The sequence below is a fragment of the Paenarthrobacter sp. TE4293 genome (genome assembly GCF_050435325.1).
Lineage (GTDB): Bacteria > Actinomycetota > Actinomycetes > Actinomycetales > Micrococcaceae > Arthrobacter > Arthrobacter nitroguajacolicus_C.
Window position 1 is genome coordinate 378,052 of sequence record NZ_JBNJRY010000003.1, and the last position, 26,690, is coordinate 404,741.

Annotated in this window: 21 protein-coding genes; 13 read left to right on the top strand and 8 right to left on the bottom strand. The window is 62.4% G+C overall.

Annotated features, from left to right (window positions below):
• Nucleotides 1-48: 48 nt before the first annotated feature.
• The 3 genes from QF015_RS08055 (at nucleotide 49) to QF015_RS08065 (ending at nucleotide 5,131) form a co-directional block, all read left to right on the top strand.
• Nucleotides 49-1,728, top strand: a complete 1,680-nt coding sequence (locus tag QF015_RS08055) for an alkaline phosphatase D family protein (protein WP_429388249.1) — start codon at nucleotides 49-51, stop codon at nucleotides 1,726-1,728.
• 189 nt (nucleotides 1,729-1,917) lie between these two features.
• Entirely contained in the window at nucleotides 1,918-2,994 is a 1,077-nt protein-coding gene (locus QF015_RS08060) for an LCP family protein (protein ID WP_310206609.1), read from the top strand.
• Nucleotides 2,995-3,667: 673 nt separating this feature from the next.
• On the top strand, nucleotides 3,668-5,131 hold the full coding sequence (locus QF015_RS08065) for a sugar transferase (RefSeq protein WP_310206612.1): 1,464 nt from the start codon (nucleotides 3,668-3,670) through the stop codon (nucleotides 5,129-5,131).
• Here QF015_RS08065 and QF015_RS08070 read toward each other — a convergent pair.
• Nucleotides 5,125-6,402: an O-antigen ligase family protein gene (locus QF015_RS08070; protein WP_429388251.1), complete on the bottom strand. Its 1,278-nt coding sequence runs from the start codon at nucleotides 6,400-6,402 to the stop codon at nucleotides 5,125-5,127. The two genes, QF015_RS08065 and QF015_RS08070, sit on opposite strands and share 7 nt — an antisense overlap.
• Here QF015_RS08070 and QF015_RS08075 point away from each other — a divergent pair.
• A complete protein-coding gene (locus tag QF015_RS08075; protein ID WP_310206618.1) occupies nucleotides 6,401-6,571 on the top strand; it encodes a hypothetical protein in 171 nt (56 codons plus the stop codon). The two genes, QF015_RS08070 and QF015_RS08075, sit on opposite strands and share 2 nt — an antisense overlap.
• Nucleotides 6,572-6,661: 90 nt before the next feature.
• Here QF015_RS08075 and QF015_RS08080 read toward each other — a convergent pair whose 3' ends face one another.
• Nucleotides 6,662-7,771 (bottom strand): hypothetical protein, encoded by a 1,110-nt coding sequence (locus QF015_RS08080; RefSeq protein ID WP_429388253.1) that lies wholly within the window; start codon nucleotides 7,769-7,771, stop codon nucleotides 6,662-6,664.
• 281 nt (nucleotides 7,772-8,052) lie between these two features.
• On the opposite strand from QF015_RS08080, the gene QF015_RS08085 reads away from it, so the two are divergent.
• The 4 genes from QF015_RS08085 to QF015_RS08100 are packed head-to-tail and all read left to right on the top strand — an operon-like array spanning nucleotide 8,053 to nucleotide 12,435.
• A complete protein-coding gene (locus tag QF015_RS08085; protein ID WP_429388255.1) occupies nucleotides 8,053-9,207 on the top strand; it encodes a glycosyltransferase in 1,155 nt (384 codons plus the stop codon).
• Nucleotides 9,208-9,221: 14 nt separating this feature from the next.
• The gene (locus QF015_RS08090) at nucleotides 9,222-10,247 is read left to right on the top strand and encodes a glycosyltransferase family 4 protein (protein ID WP_429388258.1); all 1,026 of its coding nucleotides are present in this window, start codon (nucleotides 9,222-9,224) and stop codon (nucleotides 10,245-10,247) included.
• The gene (locus QF015_RS08095) at nucleotides 10,244-11,302 is read left to right on the top strand and encodes a polysaccharide pyruvyl transferase family protein (protein ID WP_429388259.1); all 1,059 of its coding nucleotides are present in this window, start codon (nucleotides 10,244-10,246) and stop codon (nucleotides 11,300-11,302) included. The genes QF015_RS08090 and QF015_RS08095 overlap by 4 nt, the downstream gene beginning before the upstream one ends.
• Nucleotides 11,299-12,435, top strand: coding sequence for a hypothetical protein (locus QF015_RS08100; RefSeq protein ID WP_429388261.1), 1,137 nt, complete (start codon nucleotides 11,299-11,301; stop codon nucleotides 12,433-12,435). Before QF015_RS08095 ends, QF015_RS08100 begins: the two co-directional genes overlap by 4 nt.
• A gap of 26 nt (nucleotides 12,436-12,461) precedes the next feature.
• On the opposite strand, the gene lepB is transcribed toward QF015_RS08100, so the two are convergent.
• From lepB to QF015_RS08120, 4 genes are all read right to left on the bottom strand, one after another.
• Nucleotides 12,462-13,166 carry a signal peptidase I gene (gene lepB / locus QF015_RS08105; RefSeq protein ID WP_429388264.1) on the bottom strand — a complete coding sequence of 235 codons (705 nt, stop codon included), beginning with the start codon at nucleotides 13,164-13,166 and terminating at the stop codon, nucleotides 12,462-12,464.
• On the bottom strand, nucleotides 13,163-14,290 hold the full coding sequence (locus tag QF015_RS08110) for a hypothetical protein (RefSeq protein WP_310206636.1): 1,128 nt from the start codon (nucleotides 14,288-14,290) through the stop codon (nucleotides 13,163-13,165). Before QF015_RS08110 ends, lepB begins: the two co-directional genes overlap by 4 nt.
• Nucleotides 14,291-14,436: 146 nt before the next feature.
• Nucleotides 14,437-15,078: a hypothetical protein gene (locus QF015_RS08115; RefSeq protein ID WP_310206639.1), complete on the bottom strand. Its 642-nt coding sequence runs from the start codon at nucleotides 15,076-15,078 to the stop codon at nucleotides 14,437-14,439.
• Between the two features lie 189 nt (nucleotides 15,079-15,267).
• On the bottom strand, nucleotides 15,268-16,152 hold the full coding sequence (locus QF015_RS08120) for a helix-turn-helix domain-containing protein (RefSeq protein WP_310206642.1): 885 nt from the start codon (nucleotides 16,150-16,152) through the stop codon (nucleotides 15,268-15,270).
• 139 nt (nucleotides 16,153-16,291) lie between these two features.
• On the opposite strand from QF015_RS08120, the gene QF015_RS08125 reads away from it, so the two are divergent.
• Both QF015_RS08125 and QF015_RS08130 read left to right on the top strand, forming a co-directional pair.
• Nucleotides 16,292-17,821: a polysaccharide biosynthesis tyrosine autokinase gene (locus QF015_RS08125; RefSeq protein WP_429388265.1), complete on the top strand. Its 1,530-nt coding sequence runs from the start codon at nucleotides 16,292-16,294 to the stop codon at nucleotides 17,819-17,821.
• The gene (locus QF015_RS08130; protein ID WP_429388268.1) at nucleotides 17,818-18,447 is read left to right on the top strand and encodes a hypothetical protein; all 630 of its coding nucleotides are present in this window, start codon (nucleotides 17,818-17,820) and stop codon (nucleotides 18,445-18,447) included. The genes QF015_RS08125 and QF015_RS08130 overlap by 4 nt, the downstream gene beginning before the upstream one ends.
• Here the strand turns inward: QF015_RS08130 and QF015_RS08135 are convergent.
• On the bottom strand, nucleotides 18,444-18,866 hold the full coding sequence (locus QF015_RS08135; protein WP_429388269.1) for a VanZ family protein: 423 nt from the start codon (nucleotides 18,864-18,866) through the stop codon (nucleotides 18,444-18,446). The two genes, QF015_RS08130 and QF015_RS08135, sit on opposite strands and share 4 nt — an antisense overlap.
• A 225-nt stretch (nucleotides 18,867-19,091) precedes the next feature.
• Between QF015_RS08135 and QF015_RS08140 the strand changes: the two genes are divergently transcribed.
• The 3 genes from QF015_RS08140 to QF015_RS08150 all read left to right on the top strand — a co-directional run bounded on the left by QF015_RS08140 (nucleotide 19,092) and on the right by QF015_RS08150 (nucleotide 25,868).
• Nucleotides 19,092-22,541 (top strand): response regulator, encoded by a 3,450-nt coding sequence (locus QF015_RS08140; RefSeq protein WP_429388271.1) that lies wholly within the window; start codon nucleotides 19,092-19,094, stop codon nucleotides 22,539-22,541.
• A complete protein-coding gene (locus QF015_RS08145) occupies nucleotides 22,538-23,452 on the top strand; it encodes a GGDEF domain-containing response regulator (protein WP_310206656.1) in 915 nt (304 codons plus the stop codon). The genes QF015_RS08140 and QF015_RS08145 overlap by 4 nt, the downstream gene beginning before the upstream one ends.
• 196 nt (nucleotides 23,453-23,648) lie before the next feature.
• Nucleotides 23,649-25,868, top strand: coding sequence for a S9 family peptidase (locus QF015_RS08150; RefSeq protein ID WP_429388274.1), 2,220 nt, complete (start codon nucleotides 23,649-23,651; stop codon nucleotides 25,866-25,868).
• On the opposite strand, the gene QF015_RS08155 is transcribed toward QF015_RS08150, so the two are convergent.
• A complete protein-coding gene (locus QF015_RS08155) occupies nucleotides 25,861-26,676 on the bottom strand; it encodes a class I SAM-dependent methyltransferase (protein ID WP_429388276.1) in 816 nt (271 codons plus the stop codon). The genes QF015_RS08150 and QF015_RS08155 overlap by 8 nt on opposite strands.
• Nucleotides 26,677-26,690 lie beyond the last annotated feature (14 nt).

The window sequence follows — 26,690 nt, forward strand, 5'->3', positions numbered from 1 at the left end:
TACCTCCGCCTCACTTTCCGTTCATGGACACTCACAAGAGTGGACGGCATGACTGACCTCTCGCGCCGCACCCTCGTCAAGACATCCCTGGCCGGCTTGGCCCTGACCGGCCTCGTCGCCAGCGCGGCACCTGCGTCCGCCGCCCCCGGATCCCCGGCACCGTCCGCAATCCCCTTGGTCCGCAAACGCCTGACACTCCCCACCGGCATCGCAACAGGCGACGTCACCACCGATTCAGCCGTCCTATGGTCCCGCGCATCCGGGCCCGGCCGGCTCACCGCGCTGTTGCGGGCAGTGGACGACTCCGGCGAAATCCTGCGGGGCCGCAACGCTTTCAGCCGCACCCTCCGCGGCCCCCTGGCCACCGAAGCCAGCGACTTCACCGCCAAGATCCATGCCAAGGGCCTTCCTGCCGGCACGCGTTTCGCACTGGAGCTGAACTTCGAGGACGACAATGGTGCCGGCGAGGCCGTCCGCGGCACCTTCAGCACGGCGCCCGGGCTCTCCACCCCACAGCACGACGGCGGTACTGACGTCGCGCGCGGAGGCGGCAGGCCGTCGTCGTCGTCGCAGTCCTTCGTCTGGACAGGCGACACTGCCGGCCAAGGCTGGGGCATCAATGAGGACCTGGGCGGTATGCGCGGATACAAAGCCATGCACGCCACCAAGCCGGATTTCTTCATCCATTCCGGCGACACCATCTACGCCGATGGCCCCATCGCCGCCACCGTCACGGAAAAAGACGGCCAGGTGTGGCGGAACATCGTCACCGAAGAAGTCTCCAAAGTGGCCGAAACCCTCAAGGAGTACCGCGGCCGCCACCGCTACAACTCCCTGGACGCGAACATGCGGGCCATGTTCGCCGAAGTCCCCGTCATGGCACAGTGGGACGACCACGAGACCACCAACAACTGGTACCCCGGCGAGATCCTGGACGACCCCCGCTACACCGAACGGAACGTCAACGTCCTCGCAGCGCGCGGCCGCCAGGCCTGGCAGGAGAACATGCCGATCGCCGACGCCGCGGCACTCTGGCGCCCAGGAACGTTCGACGCCGGGCAGTACCAGCCCGCACGCATCTACCGGAAGATTTCCCGCGGCCCGCAACTGGACATCTTCTGCCTGGACATGAGGACCTTCAAGTCCCCCAACACCGACGGCAAGGAACCGTACACCACCAACATCCTCGGCCAGGAACAGGTTGACTGGCTGATCAAGGAAGTCCGCCAGTCCAAAGCTACGTGGAAGGTCATCGCGGCCGACCTGCCGCTCGGGATCATTGTGCCCGACGGCCCCGTCAACCAGGAAAGCCTGGCCAACCGCGACCACGGCGCTCCCCTGGGCCGTGAATTGGAGATCGCCGGAGTGCTGAGTGCGTTCAAGAAGCATAGGGTCAAGAACACGGTGTGGCTGACAGCCGATGTCCACTACTGCGCCGCGCACCACTATTCCCCCGAACGGGCCTCATTCACGGATTTCGACCCGTTCCATGAATTCGTGGCCGGCCCCATTAACGCGGGCTCATTCGGGCCCAGTGAAATGGACGGGACGTTCGGTCCGGAAGTCCTGTTCGCCAGGGCCGGGCGGTTTGCCGGTGAGTCCCCCCGCAACGGAGAGAACCAGTACTTCGGACATGTGGAACTCGCCGCCGACGGCCTGTTTACCGTGAGCCTCCGCAATGCCAACGGTGCGGTGCTGTACTCGAAGACGCTTGCGCCGGAGCGTTGAAAAGGGCTTTCATTGGCGAAGCCCCGGTCAAATAGCGGTTGACCGAAGCTTCAATGACATTATGCTCATCCAAAGCTTGTGTTTGGCTGAGAACCCGGCGGCGCTTGAATGCGTCGAAATTTCCCGGCTGAGGCGCTGGTTTTCGGTCTTGATAGAATCAATGCTGCTGATGCCGACTCCAAGGAACACATGACGCTCCCAACAGATACCCAAAATTCCTCTGCAGAGGACGGTTCCCACCGCGGGAAAAGTGGCAAAAAAACTGCACGCAACGTACTCCTCGGCTTCGCAGCAGCAGTACTCGTGATTGGCTTGGTCGCCGGCGCCTACATTTTCAATCTGGCACAGACCTATAACTCAGGGACCACCAAGATCGACGCGGCGTTCCCGGAGGAGTCCACCCGGCCGCAGAAGTCAGAGCCCGTCAACGGCTCTGCTGCAATGAACATCCTGGTGATGGGCAGCGACACCCGGGGATCCTCCGAGGTGGACGTCGAGACCGACGCTTCCACCGACCAACGTGCCGACACCTTGATGCTGGTTCACATTCCCGCCGATCGGAAGAACGTCTATGCAGTCTCCCTGATGCGTGACCTTTGGGTAGATATTCCAGGGAAGGGCGAGTCCAAGATCAACGCGGCCCTCGCCTACGGCGGCGTCCCGCTGATGGTGCAGACGGTGGAATCCCTCTTCCAGCAACGCATCGACCACGTGGCCATGGTGGACTTTGAAGGCTTCAAAGGCCTTACCGATGCCCTTGGCGGTGTGGAGATCGACGTCAAAATCCCCTTCACGCCAAACTCCGGGCCCATGAAGGGCCACCTCTACGCGGCCGGCAAGCAAACTTTCAACGGAGACGAAGCACTCGCCTTCGTCCGCGAACGCAAGTCCTTCAGCGACGGCGACTACCAGCGGGTGCGCAACCAGCAGGCCTACCTCAAATCCATCATCAGCAAGACGATCGCCAAGGAGACCCTGACCAACCCTGTCACGGTCAGCAACATGGTGTCTGCAGTCTCGCCATTCATCAGCGTGGACAAAGGCCTGGACGCAGCCGCCATCGGAAGCCTTGCCCTGGGAATGAAAGACCTCCGCGCCTCCGACACTGTGATGTTCACCCTCCCCACCCTTGGTACGGGCACCTCCGCCGACGGTCAGTCCATTGTGGTGGCGGATACCAACGCGATCTCCGAGATCGCGGCGGCGCTGACGAAGGACCAGTTGGGCCAGTATGTGACGGCGCATGGGCTTGAAAAGGGAAACTAAACAAAGAACCCCCTGAGGCTCCCTGGGCAACACCCCGGGGTCCAGCTCCACCATCAGAGGCTTAGTGGCGCCGTGCCCATCGTGCACGGTGCCGCTGGGCCTTTTCTGTTCCGCCCAGGAAGGCTTTCTGAGCCGCGCACTGAGGCGCGTGCCCTGGGACTCACGCTAAGGCTCGCGCTGGGTGGCGCCCTGAGGCGCGCCGCTGAGCCCGCCCGACGGCCGAGCGACGAGTGGGCCGTCGACATCCAGCGACCAGCGATTGCGCGGAATTTATCAAACTTTACGCAAAATAGACCATTCTGCAGCACAATGATTTGCGCGGATATTGCCATACTCTGCGCAATTTGAACTTTATCAGCAGCCTTTGATTGCGCAGATATTATTGTTTTCTGCGCAAAATAGATCTTGGTAGCAGCCTTCTCTTTTGCTCTTTGATGCGCATTTCCTGCACGAATTTGAGATGTATCTAAAGTGCATTTACGATTGCCTTGAAGCGTCAAGTCACGCCGTCTGGCGTGACTGGGGCTTCATATTTTCTTCGCCCCGTTGGGGCGTCGGGGGCATGGCTATGGGGGCTGATTCGTGACTAAATCCGTTGTGTTGTCGTATGAGGTATCACGGTCGTCCAGGAGGCAACTCCCCGCGGCATCTCCGCAGCTCCCGATCTAACGGCATGACTACCTTTACAACTGCCTCACGTGGAGTCGCTTTCGCTGAAGGCTCCACGTGGTTGCGCACCCAAAGCATCAAGATGAGGTTTCTTGACCTGGCGTGCATTGTCATAGCCGTGGGCGGCGCCCACCTTCTGAGGTTCGGCACGGAGGACGTCACCGTTGCCGGTGGAGACACGGAACTGTCCTACTCCACCCTCTCCGTTGTCCTGGTTCTCACCTGGACAGCGGCCTTGGAATTCGGCGGCACGAGGGACCACAAAGTTCTTGGCACGGGAACCGATGAATACAAACGGGTTGCTGTGTCGTCCCTGTGGCTTTTCGGATGCTTGGCCGTCGTCTCCTACGTCTTGCAACTTCAGACGGCCAGAGGATACGTCTCGGTTGCACTTCCCCTGGGCGTGGCACTGCTCCTTGCTGTCAGGGTCGCTCAACGCCGGACCCTGCACCGGAGCCGGCTCGAAGGACAGAACCTTCACCGCGTGCTGTTGATTGGAGCGCCGAACAACGTCAACCACTTGTCCGAAAAGCTCAATCAACACATAGTCTCCGGCTACCACCCGGTGGCTGCGCTGCTGACCGACACAGCCTTTGCGGACAGGACCACACTGCCCGTGCTCGGCTCATCCCCCAGCGTTGACATGGTCCTCGACTCCATTGGCGAGTCCGGAGCGGATACTGTAGCCGTGTGTGCCGGGGCGCACCTGGATCCGGCCTTCCTGCGCCAGCTGGGCTGGGCCCTCTCGGCGCGGGACATCGGCATGATCGTAGCGCCGGCGCTCACGGACATCTCCGGTCCCAGGATCCACATGCAGCCGGTTGCAGGCCTTCCCCTGATCCATGTCACGACCCCCAAGCTCAGTGGCATGAAGGCATTCGCCAAACGCGCCTTGGATGTCTGCCTCTCCTCGGTGCTGCTTCTCTTGCTCACCGTGCCGATGCTGGTCATCGCCATCCTGGTCAAGCTGGACAGCCCCGGATCCGCCTTCTTCTTCCAGGAACGAATCGGCAAGGGTGGCCAGTCATTCAAAATGATCAAGTTCCGCTCGATGCGTTCCGACGCCGAGACGCTGCTGGAGGCATTCCAAGCCCAGAGCCAGGACAGCGTGATCTTTTTCAAGATGAAGGACGACCCTCGGGTGACCCGCTTGGGAGCGTGGATCCGCCGTTACTCCATCGATGAGCTGCCTCAGCTCCTCAACGTGCTGAACGGGACCATGAGCCTTGTTGGTCCACGCCCGCAGGTTGCCCGCGAAGTGGAGATGTATGACTTCGCCTCCGTCAGGCGGCTCTTGGTCAAACCGGGCATGACCGGCCTATGGCAGGTCAGCGGTCGGAACGATCTTTCGCTGGAAGCATCGATCCGGCTGGATCTTTACTACGTCGAGAACTGGTCCCTGACCCAGGACATCATGATCCTCTTCCGGACTGCCCGGGCCGTTGTTGGCAAAGACGGAGCCTACTGACCCTGCGGATGGGGCAAAGACAGCGCGGGTGCTGTTGCGTTGCCGGGCTGACTGCCGACCCCGGTGTCGGACACTCCCGGCAAGGCCTTCTTCGAGTCGACGTCGTGCGCGGCCAACAGTGCGAAGAAGGTCCAAATGGGCAGGAACGTCCATGACGACTGGGTGGACACACCAAGAGCCACAAAGACAGCCAGCATCCCCAGCAGGGGTGCAGTCCTGAAGTTCCGCCACAGGAGGACGACGATCAGGAGCCCAAAGGCCGCGAGGGCGGGGTAGCCCAGCTCAGCCACTACATGGGCGTAGGCATTCTCCGCAATGGGCCGGGTCTGGTCTGTCGAATAAATCCATGGCAACTGACGGCCGCTGACATATTGATCAAAGTAGGCACCGTACCGTCCCGGCCCTACTCCAAAAATTGGATTGTCTGAACCCATGTCAAAGGAGATCTGGGATTTAACACCCCGCAGATTCAACGAGGTTGTGGCGTACTGGTAGTCCGGAGCAAATTCGGTGAATCCGATCTTTGCCAGCTGCCGGCCAAGAATGGTCCGAAGGCTGTCCGAAAACAGCAGGACCAAAACCCCCAGGAGTGCTGCTGCCACCAACGGCACAACCACCCGTGAAAATTTGAGGATCACGATCATCGCAATTCCCACAGCGAGGCCTGCATACGCCGTGGTCGATTGTGAGTAGAGAATCGAAAGAGCCGCCACTAACGCAGCTAGGTAACTCCGGTTGTATATGGCAACCAGGATCGCGGCACCAGCGTAGAAACCCAAATGCTGCCCTTCCAAAAAGGGTCCCGAGCGAAGTGTCTCCACGGTGTCGTCAACGCCAAGTGTCCGGAAACCCAGCATGCCGATCAGTTCGGTGCTTCCCGTCAATGCGGAGGCCCACTGCATCAGGACCGCCACACCGCAGAGCCATATCGAGGCAACGATGGCCTGCACCATCTTGCTTCGGTCAACACGCCGGAGAACCGACCAGTACGACAGTGCCAGGAGGGCATACCCGCTGTACAACAGAAGATCTGTTTCGTAGCCCCGTTCATAGCCCACCGACCGGAGGCCACCGCTGGCCGGGGTGACATTGACCAAAGCCGAGAAGACAGTTGCCATGGCCAGCAGAAACACAGCCATGCCCGCGAGGTCCCCTTTGCCTGCGTTGCGTCTGCGGCCCAGCAGGTAGGTGGCAATACCCAGGACACCGAGAATTTCACTGATCTTGAGGGGAAATCCCACCGAAAGGGTCAGCGCATACTGGAACGGCATGAAGACAACGCTGAGCAGCATCAAGCGCTGGAACCATGGTCCGGAGGTCAGCATCAGCCTCAACGAAGCCGACCGGTCCCGTAGACCCTCCTGGGACGGTTCCGCTGAAGCCCCCGAGGGCCCACCCAGGGTTTTCCCGCGTAAAGCACCCGAGCGCAGGCTGATCTGATTCCCCATACAAACACCCTCTTGTCTGTTCGGCCCCCATGGCCGTTCGTCCGCAACCGCTTCCCGCAACCTCAACCGTCAGATGCCGGACCTACCAGCGGAAGAGCTTCGCAATCCGTCGGAGCCTGGCGCCCACCAGATTTCGCGTTGAACGGCCCGCCCGGCCATCGGACGCGGCAAGGACTTCCACCTGTGGCCACACGGCCCTCCGTATGAAAAGCAGCCGTTCCCCGACTGGAAGCGAGGTGAAAATCATCCAGTAGGCCCGCCACCATCCTTTGCTTTGCCGCCACTTCCAATTGATGGGAACCGCATGGTCAACAGGGAGTCGGGCCGCCGGAAAGGCAAGCCGCAGCGCAGGCTCCAGGACGGCTGTAGCCCTGATACTGTGGGCAAAATCCAGCGTCTCTTGGCCCCCGAGCCGCAGCTTTTCAGCGAGTTCCTCAGCTCCAACAGCCGCTTTGTCATGCCTTGCCTCAGGCCGGAGATCGTGAAGTGCGAAGATGACCGAGTGCGCCGGGAGATCCGGTGTCAGCATCGGAACCCCCGCGAACGTCGTCGCGTGGGAGTTGTCCCTCACCTTCGAGAAAACGGAGGAGTCGGCGTCCGCGCATCCGGGAATGTGCCGATGCACGTCGAGCTCACAACCCCAAGAGCCAGGCTCAAGGGCCACGGAATGGTTGAATGAAAGGCCTGACCACTGGTCTGCCCGCCCGTTCCATCCCCAGGCTTCAAAAGCGGTACAGAGGATGTCCATGTGGCTGGGATCGGCCCACACATCCACGTCGCCGGAGTGTTCCCGTTCCCGCAGGCCCTGGCGGTGCAGTGCTGGACCCTTGATCGCAATGACGTCAACCCCATGGTCGCGGGCCACGCTGGCGACCAGCGCATAGACCATCTCATGGACCGGCGAGGACATCCACGGAACACCCAGTTCGCGTATTCGTGCTGGATGCGATGCATCACGTGCGGCAATGCCTGCCGAAGCGAACTCGTGCACCAATGCCCGTTCATCATCGTCGAAGTCGGACTCAGGCAACGGACCATGCATCAGCTTCCGCCACAGATTGGCCGGCATCCCTGCCAGGCCCATTGGCTCGGACGGCACAGTCGCCAAAAGCATGAGTTCAACGTCCGTCTGATTTTCGTGCCAGCCCCGGAGGTCCAGGGCGCCATATGCGATTGCTACCCAGCCCGTCATTCGCCGCCCTCCCCTGGGACCCGTGTAAACGGCGTGGAACAGTTCGACATTCCCGCACGCACCTGCAATTTTTCGTCTTGCTAAATCTACCGCAATTCGAAACGGCGGATTAATCAGGGGGCTTACGATAAACAATCCTCACAAAGCCGAAAAGATGCTGCTATCGGCTATCCTTGATTTTGGTCGAACACCAGATGGGCTCCGTTGTGACTTACCCTCTCTAAACCAATTGCGGTGAGCTACTGCCATGAGCCGGGAGCATGCATCTGATGCGCCAATGAATGGGGGAGCATGGCGGTAAGAAATATTTGGCGTGGGCTTTATTGCCCACCCGGTGGTGGAAAAATCGACTCGGCATTCACGCTGGCCGGTGTCAGTTGCTAGCCGCTGATGCGGGTCGGATTCTCCATGTGGTGGATCGTGTTGATGGAGGGGTACCGAAGGCCGTTCGAAGCTACATAGAAAACAGTCCCACTGAATTCACCCATGTAGTCTTGTCGCCCTTCCAGGAAGGACGCCCCGCTCCGGTCTGGCACGGCTTGGACGTTGAGCACCATGATTTGGGGACCGGGCTGTTCAATCGCATCGCCGCTGTGGGAACGACAGTCAGAGCACTGATGCCGCAGGTTGTGCATGCTCACTCGAGCTTCTCCGGGCTCTACACCCGTGCACGCACCATACCAGCACCGGTGGTCTACGAACCGCATTGCTTCAAGCATGACGACCCGCACACGTCCTCCGTGAAGCGGGCTGTTTATCGGGGCGTCGAGAAGGCCCTTGCACGCAGGACATGGAAATTCGGGACACTGACTTCCCATGAAGAGAAGCTCGTCCGTGCCCTGAGGCCGGCTGCAACATGCGTTGCGATCCCAAACCTTCCGACCGTCGCCACCCGTTCAACAACGCATGACGCGCTTGACCGCCAGGAAACGCCGGTCATCTCCATGGTTGGAAGAATCGCCCGGCAGAAGGACCCTGCGTTCTTCCTCGATGTGGCCGCTGCGCTTCGGGCCAGGGTTCCGTCAGTGGGCTTTCAGTGGATCGGGGACGGAGAGCCGGAACTACGAAGGCAACTGGAGCAGGCAGGGATTGTAGTCACGGGATGGCTCGACAACATGGAGGTGGCCGGGGCCCTCGCTGCCAGTACCGTCTACATGCATTCCGCGGCCTACGAAGGCTTTCCCCTCAGCATCCTCGACGCCGCTGCCCAGGGAGTTCCCATCGCAGCCCGCAGCATCAACGCCCTCGAAGACTCCGGTCTCCTGCAGGCGGCTGACGCCGAGGGGGTGGCCCGGCTTGTCGCCGCCATCCTGGACGACGCCGGAACAAGGGAGCTTGCACTCGAGGCAAACCGCACTCTTTTGGCCCGAATGAATCGTTCGACCCTGCACACTGCTCTCCGCGATCTTTATGACCTGAAAGGGCCCGAACGTTGAACCGACTCAGACAAGTGTCGTTCCCCTCACGGATTCTCTCCCGCCACGTCGGCGGAAACACCACCTACGCAAGGGAAATTGCCAAAGGACTTGAGCTTCGGGGCGTCCAGGTCAGCCAGCTGGGCTCATCAAAGAGGGCTGCGGTGACTGCCCTGATGGAGACGTGGCAAGGACTGACGGTGCCGGCCAAGCCTGGCTTTGTGCTGCACTACAGCGCTGACACCGGACCCCTGTTGCCTACCCGCGCCCCTTCCGTGGTAACCGTCCACGGCGTCGCAAGCCGCTGGATCACGACGGCGAGGACGGCGAAGCAGGAGAAAATCTGGCGGACCCGGGTACAGCGGGCCATCCACTCGACGGATGCGGTCATTACCGTTTCCAAGTCCAGTGCCGACGACGTATCCGAGGTCTTCGGCATAGACCCAGCCCTCATCACGACGATTCCCCACGGCATCGATACGCAGTATTTCGCCCAGCCACGGGCACTCAGTGACCGGCTGGCGCATCTCCGGTCCAGTCCCTATGTGCTGTACCTCGGTAACATCGAGCCCCGGAAAAACCTGATCGAACTCGTGCGGGCCTTCTCACTCCCTCGGCTCAAGGAGCTCGGCGTGAAATTGGTGATTGCGGGAAAACCCGCATGGAACGCGGCCGAGACCATGGCCGCGATTCAGGCTGCTGGGATCGAACACCTGGGGTTCGTTGACGACGACGAGAGGGTTGCCTTGATGCAGCACGCCTCCCTGTTCGCGTTCCCCAGCCTTTATGAGGGCTTCGGGTTTCCAGTGCTCGAAGCCCTGGCCTCCGGAACTCCCGTCATTTGTTCGGACCGCGGTTCACTCAAGGAAGTTGCAGGTCCGGCCTTCCTGTTCGAAGACACTGACGCCGCATCCATCGCCCGTGGCATCGCAGGTGCCCTTGGCGACTCCGCGGCACCGGGGCGTGTACGGGATGCCGGCCTCGCTTGGGCCAGGCGCTTCAGCTGGGATGCCAGCGTGGAGGCCCATACCTCTGTCTACGAACGGGTGCTGCAGCGATGAAAGTCCTCATCCTCCACGGGTACAGCGCCAACAACATCGGCGACGGCATGCTGGTTCACGAGGCCATCGAACTCATGTCCGCAACCTTCCCGGGCCAGGCGATTGATCTCACGCTCTGCGCCTCCGACCCTGATAGCTTCGACCTCCCCGGGGTCTCGCTGCGTCGAAGCAAGCCTTCCCTCCGCGGCTATGACCGTGAGTATCTGGCGACCTTGGGAAGCCTCCACAGCTTCGACCTGATTGTGGGCGTCGGGGGTGGATACCTGCGCGGGGGAAACTGCGTGGAGCTCGCCAAAGCGCTCCTGGTCCATGGTGTCCAGTTGCGGGCAGCCAGCCGCCATGGGGACAAAGTTGTGTATCTGCCCCAGAGCATCGGCCCTTTGCGGCTTGGGAGCGCCCCGTGGTTCAGGCGGCACTTGGGACGGCTCAGCCGGGTCTGGGCCCGCGATGACCGCACGGTCCTGGAGCTGGGGCTGCCCTCCGTGGTCCGGCGTGCACCCGATATGGCTGTCCTCCGGGTTCCGGCACGGACCACGCAGGCAGTGGAACGCACTCCTGTGTACTCTGTACGGAACCTCCGGGGCGGCCTTCCTGCCCCGATCGTCGAACTGGCCGGTCTGATGGGCTCATTCGACGGTTACGTGCAAAGCCAAACCGGTGGGAACCAGGACCTCTCCCCCATGCAGAGCCTCAACCCCAGGCGTATCCTGGCACGCGCGGATTTCCTGGATCAGACGTCGGCCAAGCGAGTGGTGGTTGCTGTGCGGCTGCATGCTGCCCTGATGGCCCTGCAATCGGGCCACTACGTCATCCACCTCTCCTACGAACGCAAAGGATTCGCGGCATTCGAGGACCTGGGGCTCAAGAAGTACGTCCATAACGCGTTCAGTTTTGATCCCGGGACTGTCCACGCCGACATTCAGCGCCTCCTGAACGATGAGACGGCCCGGGAAGAATACGATTCAGCGGTGAACCGTGCCGCCGCCGACACGGGAGAGGCGTACAAAGCACTGGGTGAGAGCCTGCAGAACGCAGTCGTGGGCGTCAAAGCATGACCACTGCCACGGCCACACGGAGCAACGTGGTCCAGTCGCTGGTCATGGTGGCCTCTGGAGCTGTTACCGCCATTGTCCCGGCGGCATTCCAGGCCGTCGCAGCTCGACTTTTCGCCCTTGACGGCCAGGCACATATCGCACTGATCCTGAGCATCGGTTCCTTTTGCGCCGGTGTGGTCGCTGCGGGTTTGCTCGAGCCACGGATGGCTGATTCCCGATTGGTCGACAAGACCTACATTCCGGCCTGGGCCACTGCACTGGGAGTTGTCGGAACACTTGGCATGGTGATCTTCCCAAGCTCCATTCCGGTTCTGGCGTTTGGCCTGCCATGCGCCATGGTTGCGCTGCAGATAGGGCGCATGCATGCTGCCTATACGTCTGGGTGGAAGATGGAGGCGCTCACTGCCGGTGCGCTGATTCTGGGTGCAGGTGCCGCTTATACCCTTTCCCAACACGAGTCACCGTGGGCGGTCTCCGTCCTGGGCCTTGCCATGGCGGCCGCCATCTTGATCCGCGCCCTGAAGACGCCGTTCAGGGCCTCTGGACGCCCACGCTTTGCCCCCACGGCCTGGATCACCCTCGAAACCGCCATGGTGGCGCTCGTCCCGTTGGGCATTGTCGCCACCGTGTACTTGCTCCAGCGCGACGAGGAAGCTGTTGCACTTAAGGCGACCATCACTGTCCTTGGTGCGCTTCAGCCCATCCTGGGGTACATGAGGACACGGCTGCTCGGAGCGGAATCGAGAAGCCTCACCCTCGGCATGTCTGCCCTCAGTGTCCTGGCGATTGCGCTGATTCTCGTTTTGGAAGTCCTTGGCGTGTTCCATGCCGTGTTCGGAGCTGCCTGGAACGTCGTGACGCTTGGTGCCCTGTCCCTGGCATGCCTGTGGAAACTGGTGAGCATCCCCGGCACACTGCCGTTCACCTACCTGCGACGTGCAGGGATGGTGGGACAGGTTTTCTGGATCCGGGTTGTCTCGTCCCTGTTGTATCTCGCAGTCAGCGTGATCCTGATTCTTTGGAGCGATTCACTGGCAGTGCTTTTCCTGGGCCTCACCATCGTGGAATCGGTGACCGGCCTCCTCCTGTATGCACGGTACCGTTCGGTCTCCAAGGAACTCCAGGAACTCTGACACCCCCCTGGCTTGCGAACCCACGGTCAGGAATCCAGTGCTCCCCATTTATCGAAGGGGAAGACGAACCAATCCACACGTCCCGTGATGTCATCCCGTTGAACGGTTCTGACACAACCGGCGGGAGCCGCTGGGATCCGGCAGGCGGAAACGGAATCTTCCGAAACGGACCGGTGATCCCCCAAGACCAGATACTCGTCCCGTCCCAGGCTGACCGGCCCAAAGCAGCGAGGTGACGTTGCCGCCGTCGAGCAGTCAAATGATCCTGCGTGGAACGGAAAGTCCTGGTAGATGTACGTACCGCTGATGGCAGTTCCGTTAACTTTGACCTCGCCGCCGGCGTCACAGCACTCAATCGTCTCTCCGGGCAACCCAATAATCCTTTTGACGAGGTACTCGGTGTTTCCCGGACCGATGCCGGTCACTTCACCGAACCAGCCGACGGCGGTCCGCAGGAGACTGCGGTCGGGCGCCGGCCCCCAGCCTGCCGGCTTGCGGAAGACGACGACGTCCCCGCGTTGAGGTGCCGAGGAAACATACGCTGTCCGGTTCACCAGCACCCTGTCACCTGCGGTGAGGGTCTGCTCCATCGAACCGGTGGGCACCTGGTGGATCTTCACCAGAAAGCCTTGGACCAGCGTCACCAGGACCAAGGCAAGTACCGCATGACCCCACGGTGAGCGGAGGAAACGTCGACGGCGGGTGGCAGCCTTCGCTGTCCCAGTCCTCATGGTTGCGGGGCCGGGATACGGGCCAGCAGACCTCCGTCGGCGAGGGCACGGAGAATCCCGACGACGGCGTCATGCAGACTCTGATCCGGAGGAGCACCAAACTCCAGTTCCACCTGCTGCGCCAGCGCATCGAAATCATGCCCTTCGCAGAGCGACCTCCATACGAGGGGCCCGACGCCGTCAAGGAGGTGGACCACGCGGTTGCCGTCCAAAACGGCGGTCCGCCCGCCGGCTTCCACCGCGTCCACCACCGGCGCCGGAACAAATGACTCCCCCGACAACGGGCTGCGCACGCCAGTCCCGGTTGCTGAGGGGAGAACGGCCTTCCATGCCTCAGCTTGCTCCCCCGCGAAAAGCTCAGGAATGAGTGGCAGGACCTCAGCCGCCTCACGGTAGGTGACCTGTCGAATCGCGCCACAACGGTCTACATGGGCAGCGATGGTCTGCAACGGCCTGTCCAGGTCGGCCAGGTAGCTGACCTCCGGAACAAGCGCGACAAGGGCCTCACATAATCCCAGCGTGGCGATTCGCGGTTTCCCCGAATGGCTGTCGACACGCGAAACCAGCACCAGTCCAGCAAGCTGAAGCGGTTCATCAGGCAGCTCGAGAAGACCCAGGACGGAAGGGGCCAGTTGCTCCTTGAACGGCTGCCCGGGACGTATCACGGACAAAGGCTTCCGGTACGGATGGACTGCTCCGCCAGCTTCAATGCCCACTGTCTCATCAGTGACGTATCCGTAGGAAGCACCCAAAGCGCGGGCCAGCGTGGTCTTCCCCCGGCCGGAAGGGCCGATGAACGCCAGCACGTGTCCGCCGGGATCCGCAATCCCGGCGGCGTGCAGCATCAGCAACCTGCCCCGTTGGGCTTCGATGGCTGCCAACGTTGTGTGGGTGGACAATTCCGCCCCGGAACCGGCCAGAGCCTCGTCATCCGGAAAAGCCCAAAGGAGTTCGGCGACAACCTTTTTCGAGGTCGGATTGGCCGCACTGATGGCGGGTACCGCATCAATCCACGGAACCTCGAGTTTATTGAATCGACGTTCTTCAAACAACTGATCGGTAAAGTCGAAGCGGATCCTGACCAGGCCACCCAAGGCATCGACCACAATATTGTTTTTCTGCACTTCCCCCACCTAAAGATACGGGCCCGAATGTCGAATCGTTATGCGGAGCCCGGTTCCCACACCATATGCCAGGGAGGACGACAGGAGAAAACGCGCCAGCCGGATTGACTGACGCGTTTTCGTAAAAGAAACCAGTGGAATAAGACCTACAGAAGGCCTGCACCCACAGGAACGGAGATATTGCTCGTAGCAGTAAGTGTGCGGCCACCAATAACCACGGTCACGGTGACGGGGAAAGTGGCCAGCAAGCTGACGGCCACACCCGTGCTGACACCGGCAAGGCCAAAGACGATCGGGACATTCAGCGTGCCGTTGCTTGCAACGGTGACAGGCACGCTGTTGGTCCAGGTGGTGGCCGGGAAACCGAATTGTCCGACGATCGGGGCGGACTGGTACACGGCAGTGCGCTGGCCCGCGGTGGTGAGGGCACCATCGAAGGAGTAGACGCCAAAACCGCGGGCCCGGCCCACGGGGATGTTGATGCCGGCCGGACGTGCCACCGAGACGGTAACCGTGGCGTTCTCCGATACCGCACCAGGACCGTTGGTGAAGGTCAGGGTGGTCGGAACGGTAACCAGGGCCTGCGCTGTGAGCGTGCCGCCGCCGTCCAGCAGGTTGAGGGAGAGAAGCGACGTGGAGGACGCCGTGAAGGCGAGGCCCAAGGTGTTCACGGAAGCAACCGCTGCGGGGGCTGCTACTGCGGCAGCAATGACAGGCACGGACCAGGCAGCGCCCTTGACGACTGCGCGGCGGGAGTGCGGCTTGGAAACGGTAACTTCGTCGCTCATTATTCTTCTTTCAACTCGGAATGAAAACCATCGGTTGGAATTCAGCGCATGCCGAGTTCCCCCATCAGGGATAGACATTACCCACGCATTGTTGCCCCAAAGCCCAGATCGGGCCCCCTCCGGAAGTTTGTCGCTGAACGGTCCAAGGTGTGCGCGAAACGTCCTCTGGCCCGGACTCACGGCGGATTTTTACGGTTGGGTGCTGTCGCTGACCCGTCGCTCCCTCAGATCCCGAGGCCCGCAACCGTACAGCTCGTCCAATGCCCGCCGGAGGGCGGCCGTTGTTCCAAACCCCGTTTGTTCGGCGATCTGCTGGACGCTGAGGACGTCGTAGCGGGCATCTGTGAGCAGTGATTTCGCCAGCCTTCCGCGCTGCCGCCGGATTTCCGCGGCAATGGAGTTGCCCACCTCCGCGAAGGCGGCCTGCACCCGGCGCAAGGAGGATTGGACGGCCTTGGCCACGGCTTCCGGGTTCAATTCGCGGTCAGCACTGCGTTGGGCGATCACCGCCATTGCCTGGTCCCGGAGCACCGACGTCACCGAGTTGGAAGCCCAGGAGACTCCGCAGTGATCGAGCAACAGGCTGCCCGTGAGCTCCAGCAGGATCTGCTCGGTGGCATAGAGCTCGATCGCAGACCCGTGCCGCGAAGGCTGATTCAGGATCGCGCCGATGAAGGCTTCAGCAGCATCATCAAGCCGTGAGCGGACGGGAGTAACAGTCACACTGTCCAGGGCGTGGGGGACAAAAGTTTCCGCTGCGCCCCTTTGAATCCGGATTCGCTGTGCGTCCCCGTGCCCAACGAAAGGCGACTGCAAACCCCTGCCTCCGGGGATGACAACAACAGATCCGTCACCTTGAAGAAGCGCCCCGGAGCGGGGGTCGCGGATTTGTCCTGATGACACGAAGTAAATGTCCACGATGTCGCCAAAACCTGTGGCATCAAGGGCAGTGAAATCCCCTGAAAATGCACTGATGGAGAGCTCGCCAAACACGCACTCGGCGCGTCTCTGCAGACCATGCTGCTCTTGTGCGAAGTAGACCGCTCCCATTTGAAGAAAGTCAGTATCCTGCATTTGTCATAAACCCCCCATCCCACCGTTCGGTGGGTATCCCCTTTAGGTCAGCACGTTACGATAATTAGGACACAGTGCAAGAACTGTGTTCTTTTTGTGTCGACGTGTCGACACCACACAGCAGCAGGGGGACAATTTCATGGAGCTCACGGACTATTGGAAGGTCCTTCGGGCCCACTGGATTTCAGTGATTGCCATAACCGTGTTGGGCGGAATAGTCGCCTTTGGTTGGACTTTGACGCAAACCAAGGTATACAGCGCCGATGCAAGCGGCATCATTTCTGTTGGTGTCAACAAGGATCTCGGAACCGCCATGGCCGGTGAGAGCTACTCCAAATCCCGTGCGAAGTCCTACCTGGATGTCGCGAAATCGCGCTCCGTGGCCGAAACCGTTATTCAGGACCTCAAGCTGCAGGGAACCACCCCGGAGCAACTGATCAGCCGTATCTCGGCCCAGAACCCCCAGGACACCGCCACGCTCAAATTCACGGCCCAGGCCAGCAGCCCGGAGGACGCCCGGGATCTGGCCGAGGCCTGGGTTCGTGCCGTCGGCAAGCAGGTTGCCGAGCTCGAAAAGGGCAGCAACAGCAGCGAGACGTCGATTGTGAGCTTCCGTTCTCTGGATGCCGCGCAACTCCCCACCACTCCGACGTCCCCCAACACCAAGGTTGCCCTGCTGATCGGCGTCGTTGCCGGCCTGCTGCTGGCAATCGGGTACGCGCTGCTCAGGAATATCTTCGATCGTCGCGTCCGTTCCGCAGTCCAACTGGAAGCCGAGACCGGCGTCGCCGTCATCGGTACCGTGCCATTCCACAATAATTTCGACGGCGTCAACCGTCTCGTGCTTTCCCGCGGCGGCAATGACCTCGAAAACAAGAACCATCAGGACTACGCCGTGGCCGAGGCCATCCGCGAACTGCGGACCAACCTGCAGTTCATGGATGTGGACACCCCTCCACGCATCATTGTTGTGACCTCCGCGCTCCCCGGAGAAGGAAAGACCACGGTGGTGGCAAACCTTGCCCAGACCATCGCCGCTTCCGGACAACGGGTTGTCGTGGTGGACGGCGACCTCCGCCGCCCCACCGTGGCCAAGACGTTCGGACTGCTGACCAACGTAGGCCTCACGGATGTCCTCATCGGCAGGGCCACCCTTAACGACGTTCTCCAGCCGTGGGGCGACAGCGGCGACCTCTTCGTGCTCGGCGCCGGATCCGTGCCCCCCAACCCCAGCGAGCTCCTGGGTTCCAATGTCATGCGCACCCTGCTGGAAGACATTGCCAAGCATGCGATCGTCCTGGTGGACGCTCCCCCGCTGTTGCCCGTGACGGACGCGGCGATTCTCACGGCCCGCACTGACGGTGCACTGGTGGTCAGCCGGGCAGGTAAGACCACCTATGACCAGCTGAAAAGGGCCCTGCAGAACCTCGAACGCGTCAAAGGACGCCCCCTGGGCCTCATCATCAACGGTGTCTCACGCAAGTCCTCCAAGGGCGAGGACTACGGCTACCAGTACTACACGTACTACAACCGCAAGGACACCGGCGAGGAATCGGCCAAGGCCAACCACGTTCCCGCAGCAGAGTCGACCCCCGTCGCCGCTTCGGAGCATGTCCAACTGACGGACCAGCGCCGTGGCCGCCGTCGCGAACGAACCAACGCCCTGTGAACCCGGCCACCCAAGGTTCCCAGCCGCCGTCGTCGATCCTCACCGTCTGCACCGGCAACATCTGCCGCTCACCGCTGGCCGAGCAACTGATCCGTCACGAGCTCGATGCCGTCGGCCTCAGCCGCTTTCAGGTGCTGAGCGCCGGCTTGCACGCCGCTGCCGGAGCCCCCATGGAGCCCCTGCCGGCGGCCCTGTCCAAGGAATACGGCGGAAACCCGGACGGCTCCTTTGGCAAACAGATCTCCGCTGAGGTGGTTGAGCAGGCCGGCCTGGTGCTGACGATGACCCGCAAGCAGCGCGACGAACTGGTCAAGAAGTATCCCGGTGCCGCTCAACGCGCCTTCACGATGGCCGAATTCGCCCGGGCAGCCGCAAATGTTCCCGCAGGCGAAGGCAAGGCGGCTCCGGCCGCCGCCAGTTGGGCGTCAGTCACGGGCGCAGTGGCCACCACTCCCTTGGCTGGACTGGTGAGCCGCACCGCAGCCATCCGGTCGACTGCCGTCCTCCGCGACGACGACGATATCCCCGATCCCATCAACGCCTCAGAGTCCGTGCACCGGGACGTTGCCCAACGCATTGCCGGGTACTGCAAAGACGTCGCCCACATCCTTGGGAAGCACCTCTAGGCGAACGCCGTCGCGAGCCTCTTCGCTGCGGCAAGGCCAACCAACGCCCCGACGGTGTTCGCCACGACATCCGACAGGGCGGTGACCCGCCCGGGCACCACCAGCTGAACCGTCTCGATCAACGCCGACGAACCGACGGCCAGCAACCCCACCGCCCACCACGACCAAAGGCCCGGTCGCAGGAGGCGGAGAAATGCCCCGAACGGGATAAACAGGACGATGTTGGCGGCGAACTCCACGCCAACCGCGGCAGCATCAAACGGCAGTCCCAACAGCGCAAGCCATCCGGCGATGATCCCCACAAAACCAGTCACAGTGCTGGCTTCGCGCGCTGGAAGGAAGACCACCAAGGCCAGCGCAACCAGATACACGCCGAACATCACCTGGATCCATCGCGTGGCGTTTCTCGGGAAAACCACCGCCAACCTCCTCCAGAGCATGGGCGACCACCGGACAGGGAGGCCGTCAGCGTGTTGTGTCTGCAGCCACCAACTATAGGTCTCCACTGCGTTCGACCCTGAAATCGTCCATATTAGGTGCGGCCTGCCCTGCTCTTGGCGAGCCATTTCGGCGTATGCTCTCATCAGCGCAGGCAAGACGCGTTGTTCGCTTTTGGTGGGGCCACTTTTGAAGGCAGGGGTTCAGTGGCAGGAGTGAAGCACGGGGTCCTTCCGGTGCGCTCGTCGGCACGGCATGGCTGGCGGCTGTTTTTGGTGCCCGTTGCGTTCTGTTTAGTGCTGCTGGCCGTTGGCCTGGCCAGCGGAACAGGAACGACGACGGCGCAACTCGCCGGTGACGTGGCGATCCTTCTCGCCGTACTCACCGCCTTGACCACGCACACGCTCGCGGCCCGGCGAGGACAAGACAACTCCGCGGGCCGCTGGTTCATCGTTGCAGGCCTGGCCATCTGGAGCGCGGGCCAAACCGTATGGACCATCAACGGCATCACGCTCAACCACCAATATCCCTTCCCGTCCTTCGCGGACATTGGATTCGTTTGGTACGCGCTGCCCACCTCCATCGGCCTGGTCCTGCTCTTGAGGGGCCAGGGGCTGCGCCTGTCCTTGCGACGCACCATCCTCGACGCAGGAGTGGTAGCGAGCTCAACCTTCTTCATTGCGTGGAGCTCACTTCTGGGTCCTTTGTCTGGAGCTACGAACCCCGACACCTTTGCCCAGGTAACCCAGATGGCCTATCCCATTGCGGACGTCTTCATGGTCTCTGTGGTCATCGTCCTCATGATGCGCGCGGCCCGTGGTCGGCGGCTGCCGTGGCTGAGCCTGGGCCTTGGCTTCTGGATCCTCGCCATTACCGACCTGCTGTACATGAGCTTCACGATTCAAGGCATCAGCGGAGTCACAGGTTCGCCCCTGGCGTTCGGCTGGGTGCTCGCTTTCCTGCTGGTGGGACTCAGCCCTTTGCTTCCGGAAGCGGACAGTGGGCGCAAAGACGGCCGGGCCTATGCCGCGGCCCTTGAGCTGCTCCCCTACCTGCCTGTCTTCAGCGCCGTATTCTTCTCACGGAGCCGTCCCATTGGCCAGGACCCCATCCTGCTGGTCACCGGCCTTGTGGTGGTGGCCTTCGTGATCGTGCGGCAGGTGCTGATCGTCGTCGAGAATGTGACGCTGACCCGCGACCTCGAATCGAAGGTGGCGGAACGCACTGCGCAGCTTCAGGGGCTCGGGGCCATCGTCAACTCTTCAGGCGACGCCATCATCGGCGAAACACCCGAGGGCGTCATCACCAGTTGGAACCCGGGCGCGGAGCGCATCTTCGGGTATCCGGCCTCTGAGGCCATCGGCAGGAAGGGCGACTTCTTCGTCCCGGCCCACCTGCTGGAGAAGGAACGCCAGGCATTGGAAACCACTGCGCAGAGCGGCGACGTTCAGAACTATGAGACCGAACGGAAGCGCGGCGACGGTGCCACCATCCCTGTCTCCGTGACCCTCTCCCCCGTCCGCGGCGATGGCGGCATCCGCGGGGTCGCCACCATCTCGCGTGACATCACCGAGCGCAGGGCCGCCGAAGCGGAGCTGCTCGCCGCCCGTGAAACAGCCCTGGAAGCGAGCAGGCTCAAATCCGAGTTCCTGGCCACCATGAGCCACGAGATCCGTACTCCCCTCAATGCCGTGATCGGGCTGACGTCGCTCATGATGGACACGACCCTCAGTGAGGGCCAGCGGCAATACGCCCAAGGCGTCAAGGGCGCCGGCGAGGTCCTGCTGACGTTGATCAACGACATCCTGGATTTCTCCAAACTGGAGGCCGGGAAAGTGGACCTGGACGTCAACGCCTTCGACCCCCGGGCCCTGGTGGACGAGGTGGCCGGACTGGTTGCCGAAGCCGCCCAAGGCAAGAACCTGGAACTCATTTCCTACTGCCACCCCGACGTTCCGGCACGCCTGATGGGCGACGCCGGGCGCATCCGGCAAATCCTGCTGAACCTCTCCTCCAACGCAGTCAAGTTCACGCCCGCCGGCGAGGTCGAAATCCAGATCTCCGTGGTCGGCCGGGACACGGACAACGCCTCATTGCGTTTTGAGGTCCGGGACACCGGCATTGGAATCAGCCCGGAGGACCATCACCGCTTGTTCGAATCCTTCGCCCAAGCCGATGCCTCCACCACCCGCAGGTACGGAGGAACCGGGCTCGGTTTGGCCATCTCCCGGCGTCTCACCGAGGTCATGGGCGGCAAGATCGGCGTGGAAAGCGAGCCGGGAACGGGAAGCAGGTTCTGGTTCGTCCTGGACCTTCCCATTGGCCCGGCCGCATCCGACACAGGGACGTTGCCTGCCACGCTCGCTGGCCGCCGGGTGCTGGTGGTGGATGACAATGCCACCAACCGCTTGGTACTGGAGAAGCAACTTGCCAGCTGGGGCATGCAGCCGGTGGCCGTCGCCGACGCCGTCGCCGCGATGGACGAGTACCGCACAGCCGTGCGGGCAAGCCGACCATACGACATCGCCGTGGTGGACATGTGCATGCCCCATACCGACGGACTGGAACTGGCACGCCAAATCAAAGGTGAGAGTGATGGATCCGGTTCGCCGGGTATCATCCTGCTGACCTCGACGATGCAGGTGGAAAGGGGCGATCTTGCCAGTGCAGGCATCCGGGAATACCTCACCAAGCCCGTGCGAAGCTCGGAGTTCTACAACCGCCTCCTGCGCCTGATGGCCACGAGGACTGTGGGTTCTGCTGCGGCGCCCGTGCTGTCGGACGCTGTGGCGTTTGCCGAACCCGTGCAACGGCTGGGGAAACTCCTGGTGGCCGAAGACAACGAGGTCAACCAGTTGGTGGCCCGCGGCATGGCCAACCGGCTCGGTTACGACGTAGACATTGTGGACGACGGCGCCAAAGCAGTGACCGCTGCACTCTCCGGGACCTACGCTGCAGTGCTCATGGATTGCCACATGCCGGTCATGGACGGCTTCGACGCAACCCGCGCCATCCGGGCCAGGAACGGTCACGCCGCCCGGATTCCCATCATCGCCATGACGGCAGGGGCACTGAACGAGGACCGCGAACGCTGCTTCGCCGCCGGCATGGACGACTACATCAGCAAGCCCGTGGACCTGGCCAAACTCGCCGAAGTCCTGACGCGCTGGGTCCCGGACCAAGAGCAAACCCCGACGGCGGTGGGCGGGTCCGCGTCCGAGGCTGCGGCGGGCGTCGCAGCGGCGCCGGCGGGCGTCGAACGCATGCCGGCGGCAGCGCCGTCGTCGAACGCTGTTGTCTTGGACAACGCCAGGCTTCAGATCCTCCGCGAGCTGGGACCCGCAGACGGCTTGGGCCTTTTGCCTGATGCCATCCGGGCATTCCGGCAGGACGCGCAGACGACCTTGGAAGCCCTGCATTCGGCGTTGGGTGCAGGTCAGGCAACCGCAGTGGAAGCGGCGGCGCATAAACTCGCCGGCGCGTCATCCAACATCGGGGCAGCAGGCGCCGCGGTTCTGTGCAAGAATCTGGAGCGGCTCGGCCGTGAGGCCGGGCCTGACCTGGCCGCCCACGGCACACCGGTGCTGATGCAATTGCAGGCCGAACTCGAGCAGGTGGACGTTGCCCTCGAACGCACTCTCCTGGGAGCTTCATGAAAGTCCTGATCGCCGACGACGACCAGATCTCCCGGATGATCACCAAAGCCGCCGTCGAACAGTCCGGGCACGAGTGCATCGTGGCGGAGGACGGCGACTCGGCCTGGCAGCTTTACCAGGAACACAGCCCCGAAGCCGTGGTAACGGACCTGATGATGCCCGGCCTCAACGGGCTGGACCTCTGCCGTGCCATCCGGGCTTCCGAGGAAGACAGTTACACCTACATCATTTTGGTGACCTCGCACGGATCCCGGAAGGACGTCCTGGCGGGGATGGAAGCAGGAGCTGACGATTACGTCACCAAACCCTTGGACCCTTTCAGCCTTCACATCAGGCTCCTTGCCGCCCAGCGGATCACATCCTTGCACGCAGATCTTGCCCGCTACCGATCGGCACTGACCGAGCAAGCGCGCACCGACCCCCTCACCAAGCTGCACAACCGCCTGAAACTCACGGAAGACCTGGCCCACCTGCTCGGCCGCAAAGACCACGACTACTGCCTGGCTATGGTGGACGTGGACAACTTCAAGAGCTACAACGACATCTACGGACATCAGGCCGGTGACGCCGCGTTGGTGGCTATCGCTACGACTCTGGCCCGAGAGGTCCGGAAGGGCGACGCTGTGTACAGGTTTGGTGGCGAGGAGTTCCTCCTGGTCCTGCAAGACCAGTCTCCCTCCACCGCCGCGGCCGTCATGGAACGTGTCCGGTCCGCGGTCCACGACCTACGCATTGAGCACTCCGGAGATCCGGACGGTGTCTTGACCATCAGCGCCGGCGTCTCGGCCTTTACGGACGGGCACCGGGCAGGCAGCGAGCAACTCCTGCGCGAAGCCGATCTTGCCCTCTACGCGGCGAAGGCCTCCGGCCGGAACCGGGTGTCCCTGGCCGATGCCTTCTACTCGGAATGATCGGACCGGGACGGTAGCTGGGTGACAAGGGCCTCGCGGGGTGGTCCTCGTCCATGGTCAGCATGTTCCCGTCTGTATGGTGTTGCTCTGGTTGATGGTGCCGGTGCCGGGTGCGACGCCCGGTACAGGGGCTGCTGCCCGGCGCTCTGAGCGAAATTGCTGGTTCCTTGTCCGCGCCCATCTATAGAGTGGCCACATGAGCCACATATCTTCCGCCCCTGCCTCTGCCCCGGAATCGACACTGGTGCCTCCTGTCGCCAAGCGGATACCCACCCGCCGCGAACACCACGGTGATGTCTTCGTGGACAACTACGAGTGGCTCAGGGACAAGGAATCTGCGGATGTTGTGGACCATCTGAAGGCAGAGAACGCCTATCAGGAAGCTGTGACGGCACACCAGGAACCGCTCCGCGAAGCGATGTTCCAGGAGATCAAGGGCCGGACCCAGGAAACGGATTTGTCCGTGCCCAGCCGCAAGGATGGCTGGTGGTATTACAGCCGATCCGTGGAAGGCAAGGAATACAGCATCCAGTGCCGCGTCCTGGCTCACAACACCGGGGATCCGGTGGCGGACTGGACTCCCCCTTCAGTGGAACCCGGCGTGGAAATCGACGGCGAGCAAGTGCTCCTGGACGGCAACGTCGAGGCCGAGGGCCAGCCGTTCTTCAGCGTGGGCGGTGCTGCTGTGACCGTCGACGGAAACCTTTACGCCTATGCGGTGGACAACTCCGGCGACGAACGCTTCACCCTTCGGATCAAGGACCTTCGCACCGGTGAGCTCCTCCCGGACGTCATCGAGGACATCTTCTACGGGGTGGCCTTCTCCCCCGATGGCACACGACTCTTCTACACCGTGGTGGATGATTCCTGGCGCCCCTACCAGGTGAAAGCCCACGTCCTTGGCACACCGGTGGCCGAAGATGAGGTTCTTTACCAAGAGGACGACGTCGCCATGTGGCTCGGTTTCGATCTCTCCTCCGACCGCCGCCACCTGGTGCTCAGCATCGGCTGCTCCGAGTTCAGTGAGACGCAGCTGCTCCGCTTCGACGACTACGATGCCGGGCTGGAAACCGTCATCTCCCGCGACCACCACATTCTCTACGAAGCCGAGCCCTTCCTCCTGGACGGCAAGGAAACCCTGCTCCTGACGCACAACAAGGACGCCATCAACTCGATGGTGAGCTTGGTTGATCCGGCCGAGCTCACCAAACCGCTGGCAGAGCAGGACTGGCGTACCGTCGTCGAGCATTCCGACGACGTGCGTGTCAACGGCGCCGGTGTGACGTCCACCCACCTGGTGCTTTCTATCCGCAAGGACACCATCGAACGGGTTCAAGTGCTGCCCTTGGCCGGTCTCGGCACCGCGTCCCAGGGCGCTCCTGTCGAGCCGGCCTTTGACGAAGAGCTCTACACTGCAGGGGTGTCCGGTTCGGACTATGAGGCTCCCGTCATCCGCATGGGCTACACCTCCTACTTCACGCCCTCACGCGTTTACGACTTTGTGCTTCCTACCGCCGAACTACCGGCCGGCCAGCTGCTGCTCCGCAAGGAAAGCCCCGTTCTGGGCGGCTACACGGCACACGATTACGTGGCCACCCGCGAATGGGCAACGGCCGACGACGGCACCCGGGTCCCGCTGTCAGTGCTGCGCCACGCGTCGGTACAGCAGGACGGCACGGGCGCGGGGCTGGTGTACGGCTACGGTTCGTACGAGATGAGCATGGATCCGGGCTTCGGTGTGGCCCGGCTGTCCCTCCTGGACCGCGGAATCGTCATGGTGATCGCCCACATCCGGGGTGGCGGAGAGCTGGGCCGCCAATGGTACGAGGATGGCAAGAAACTCACCAAGAAGAACACGTTCACGGACTTTATCGCAGCCACGGATTGGCTGGCAGGCTCGGGTTGGGTTGACCCTTCGCGCATCGCTGCGATGGGCGGATCTGCGGGCGGCTTGCTCATGGGTGCAATAGCCAACATGGCTCCAGAGAAATACGCTGCCGTAGTGGCCCAGGTGCCGTTCGTGGACGCCCTGACCACCATCCTGGACCCGGAACTCCCGCTGTCCGCCCTGGAATGGGAGGAATGGGGCAACCCGATTACGGACCCCGAGGCTTACGCCTATATGAAGTCCTACACGCCCTACGAGAACGTGCGGGCCGTGTCCTATCCCAGGATCGCCGCCGTGACGTCCTTCAACGACACCCGGGTTCTGTACGTTGAGCCTGCCAAGTGGGTTCAGGCGCTGCGCTCCGTGTCCACGGGCTCGGAACCAATTGTCATGAAGATCGAGATGGACGGCGGCCACGGCGGAGCCTCGGGCCGGTATGTCCAGTGGCGTGAACGTGCTTGGGACTACGCATTCGTGGCCGACTCCCTGGGCGCCACCGGGCTCCTGCCCGGAGCCGGCCTCAAGTAGGAGTTTTACCGGCCCGCAGCAGAGCGAAGTACCCCGGGATCACGTCGGGCGTGGACGGGTTGCTGAGCGGGCGCGTCTCGATGCTCGCTGAGCCTTCCTCCACAAGGTTCCAGTCCGCCGTCGGGAATGCCTTGGCTCGTTGGGCTGCCCCGAAACGGCCAGGCATCGGCAGCCCCCGGATGGCCCACTCCAGCGGGGCCGGGATGAAGTCACGGGTGGCGCCCAGATGGCTGACGTAGTCCACCGGGGTGCCGGGAAAGTTGGTTTCGGCCAGGAACACCCGTCCCCGGGTCCCGACGACGGGCAGCAGGTTCGCAGCCAAGGCTGCACGGCCGTTGCGGTCCAGTACGTGCAGGACGCCCCGGATGAACACGTTCGCCTCCCCGGTCCAGCCCGCAGCGTCAAGGGCCGACGCGACTGTCTGCGCAGCGTCAGGTGCCGTCATGTCGCAGACCGCATACGACGCCGTCGTAATTCCTGCTGATTCCTGCCGGGCGCGGTCAACGGCGTTGGCGGAGTAGTCAAGCCCCAGCGCGTGCGGGAAATGCCGCGCCAGCAAGCGGGTGAAACTGCCGTTGCCGCATCCAACGTCCACCACGGGCAAGGCCGGGTCCAGCTGCGCCATGTGGGGTAGGTAACCATTGAGTTCGTGGTCGCTGCCCGAGTCCCACAGGACGTCGCCCGTGGCACCCGTCGAGCGGATGTCGCCCCAGAACTGGTCCCAAGCCGTGCGGGGGTCCTTGGGGGCAGCGGAAGAAAGCCTGATGAGGCGTGGAATCAGCAGGTACTTCCTCAGGGTGGAGAACATTCTCCAAATATAAG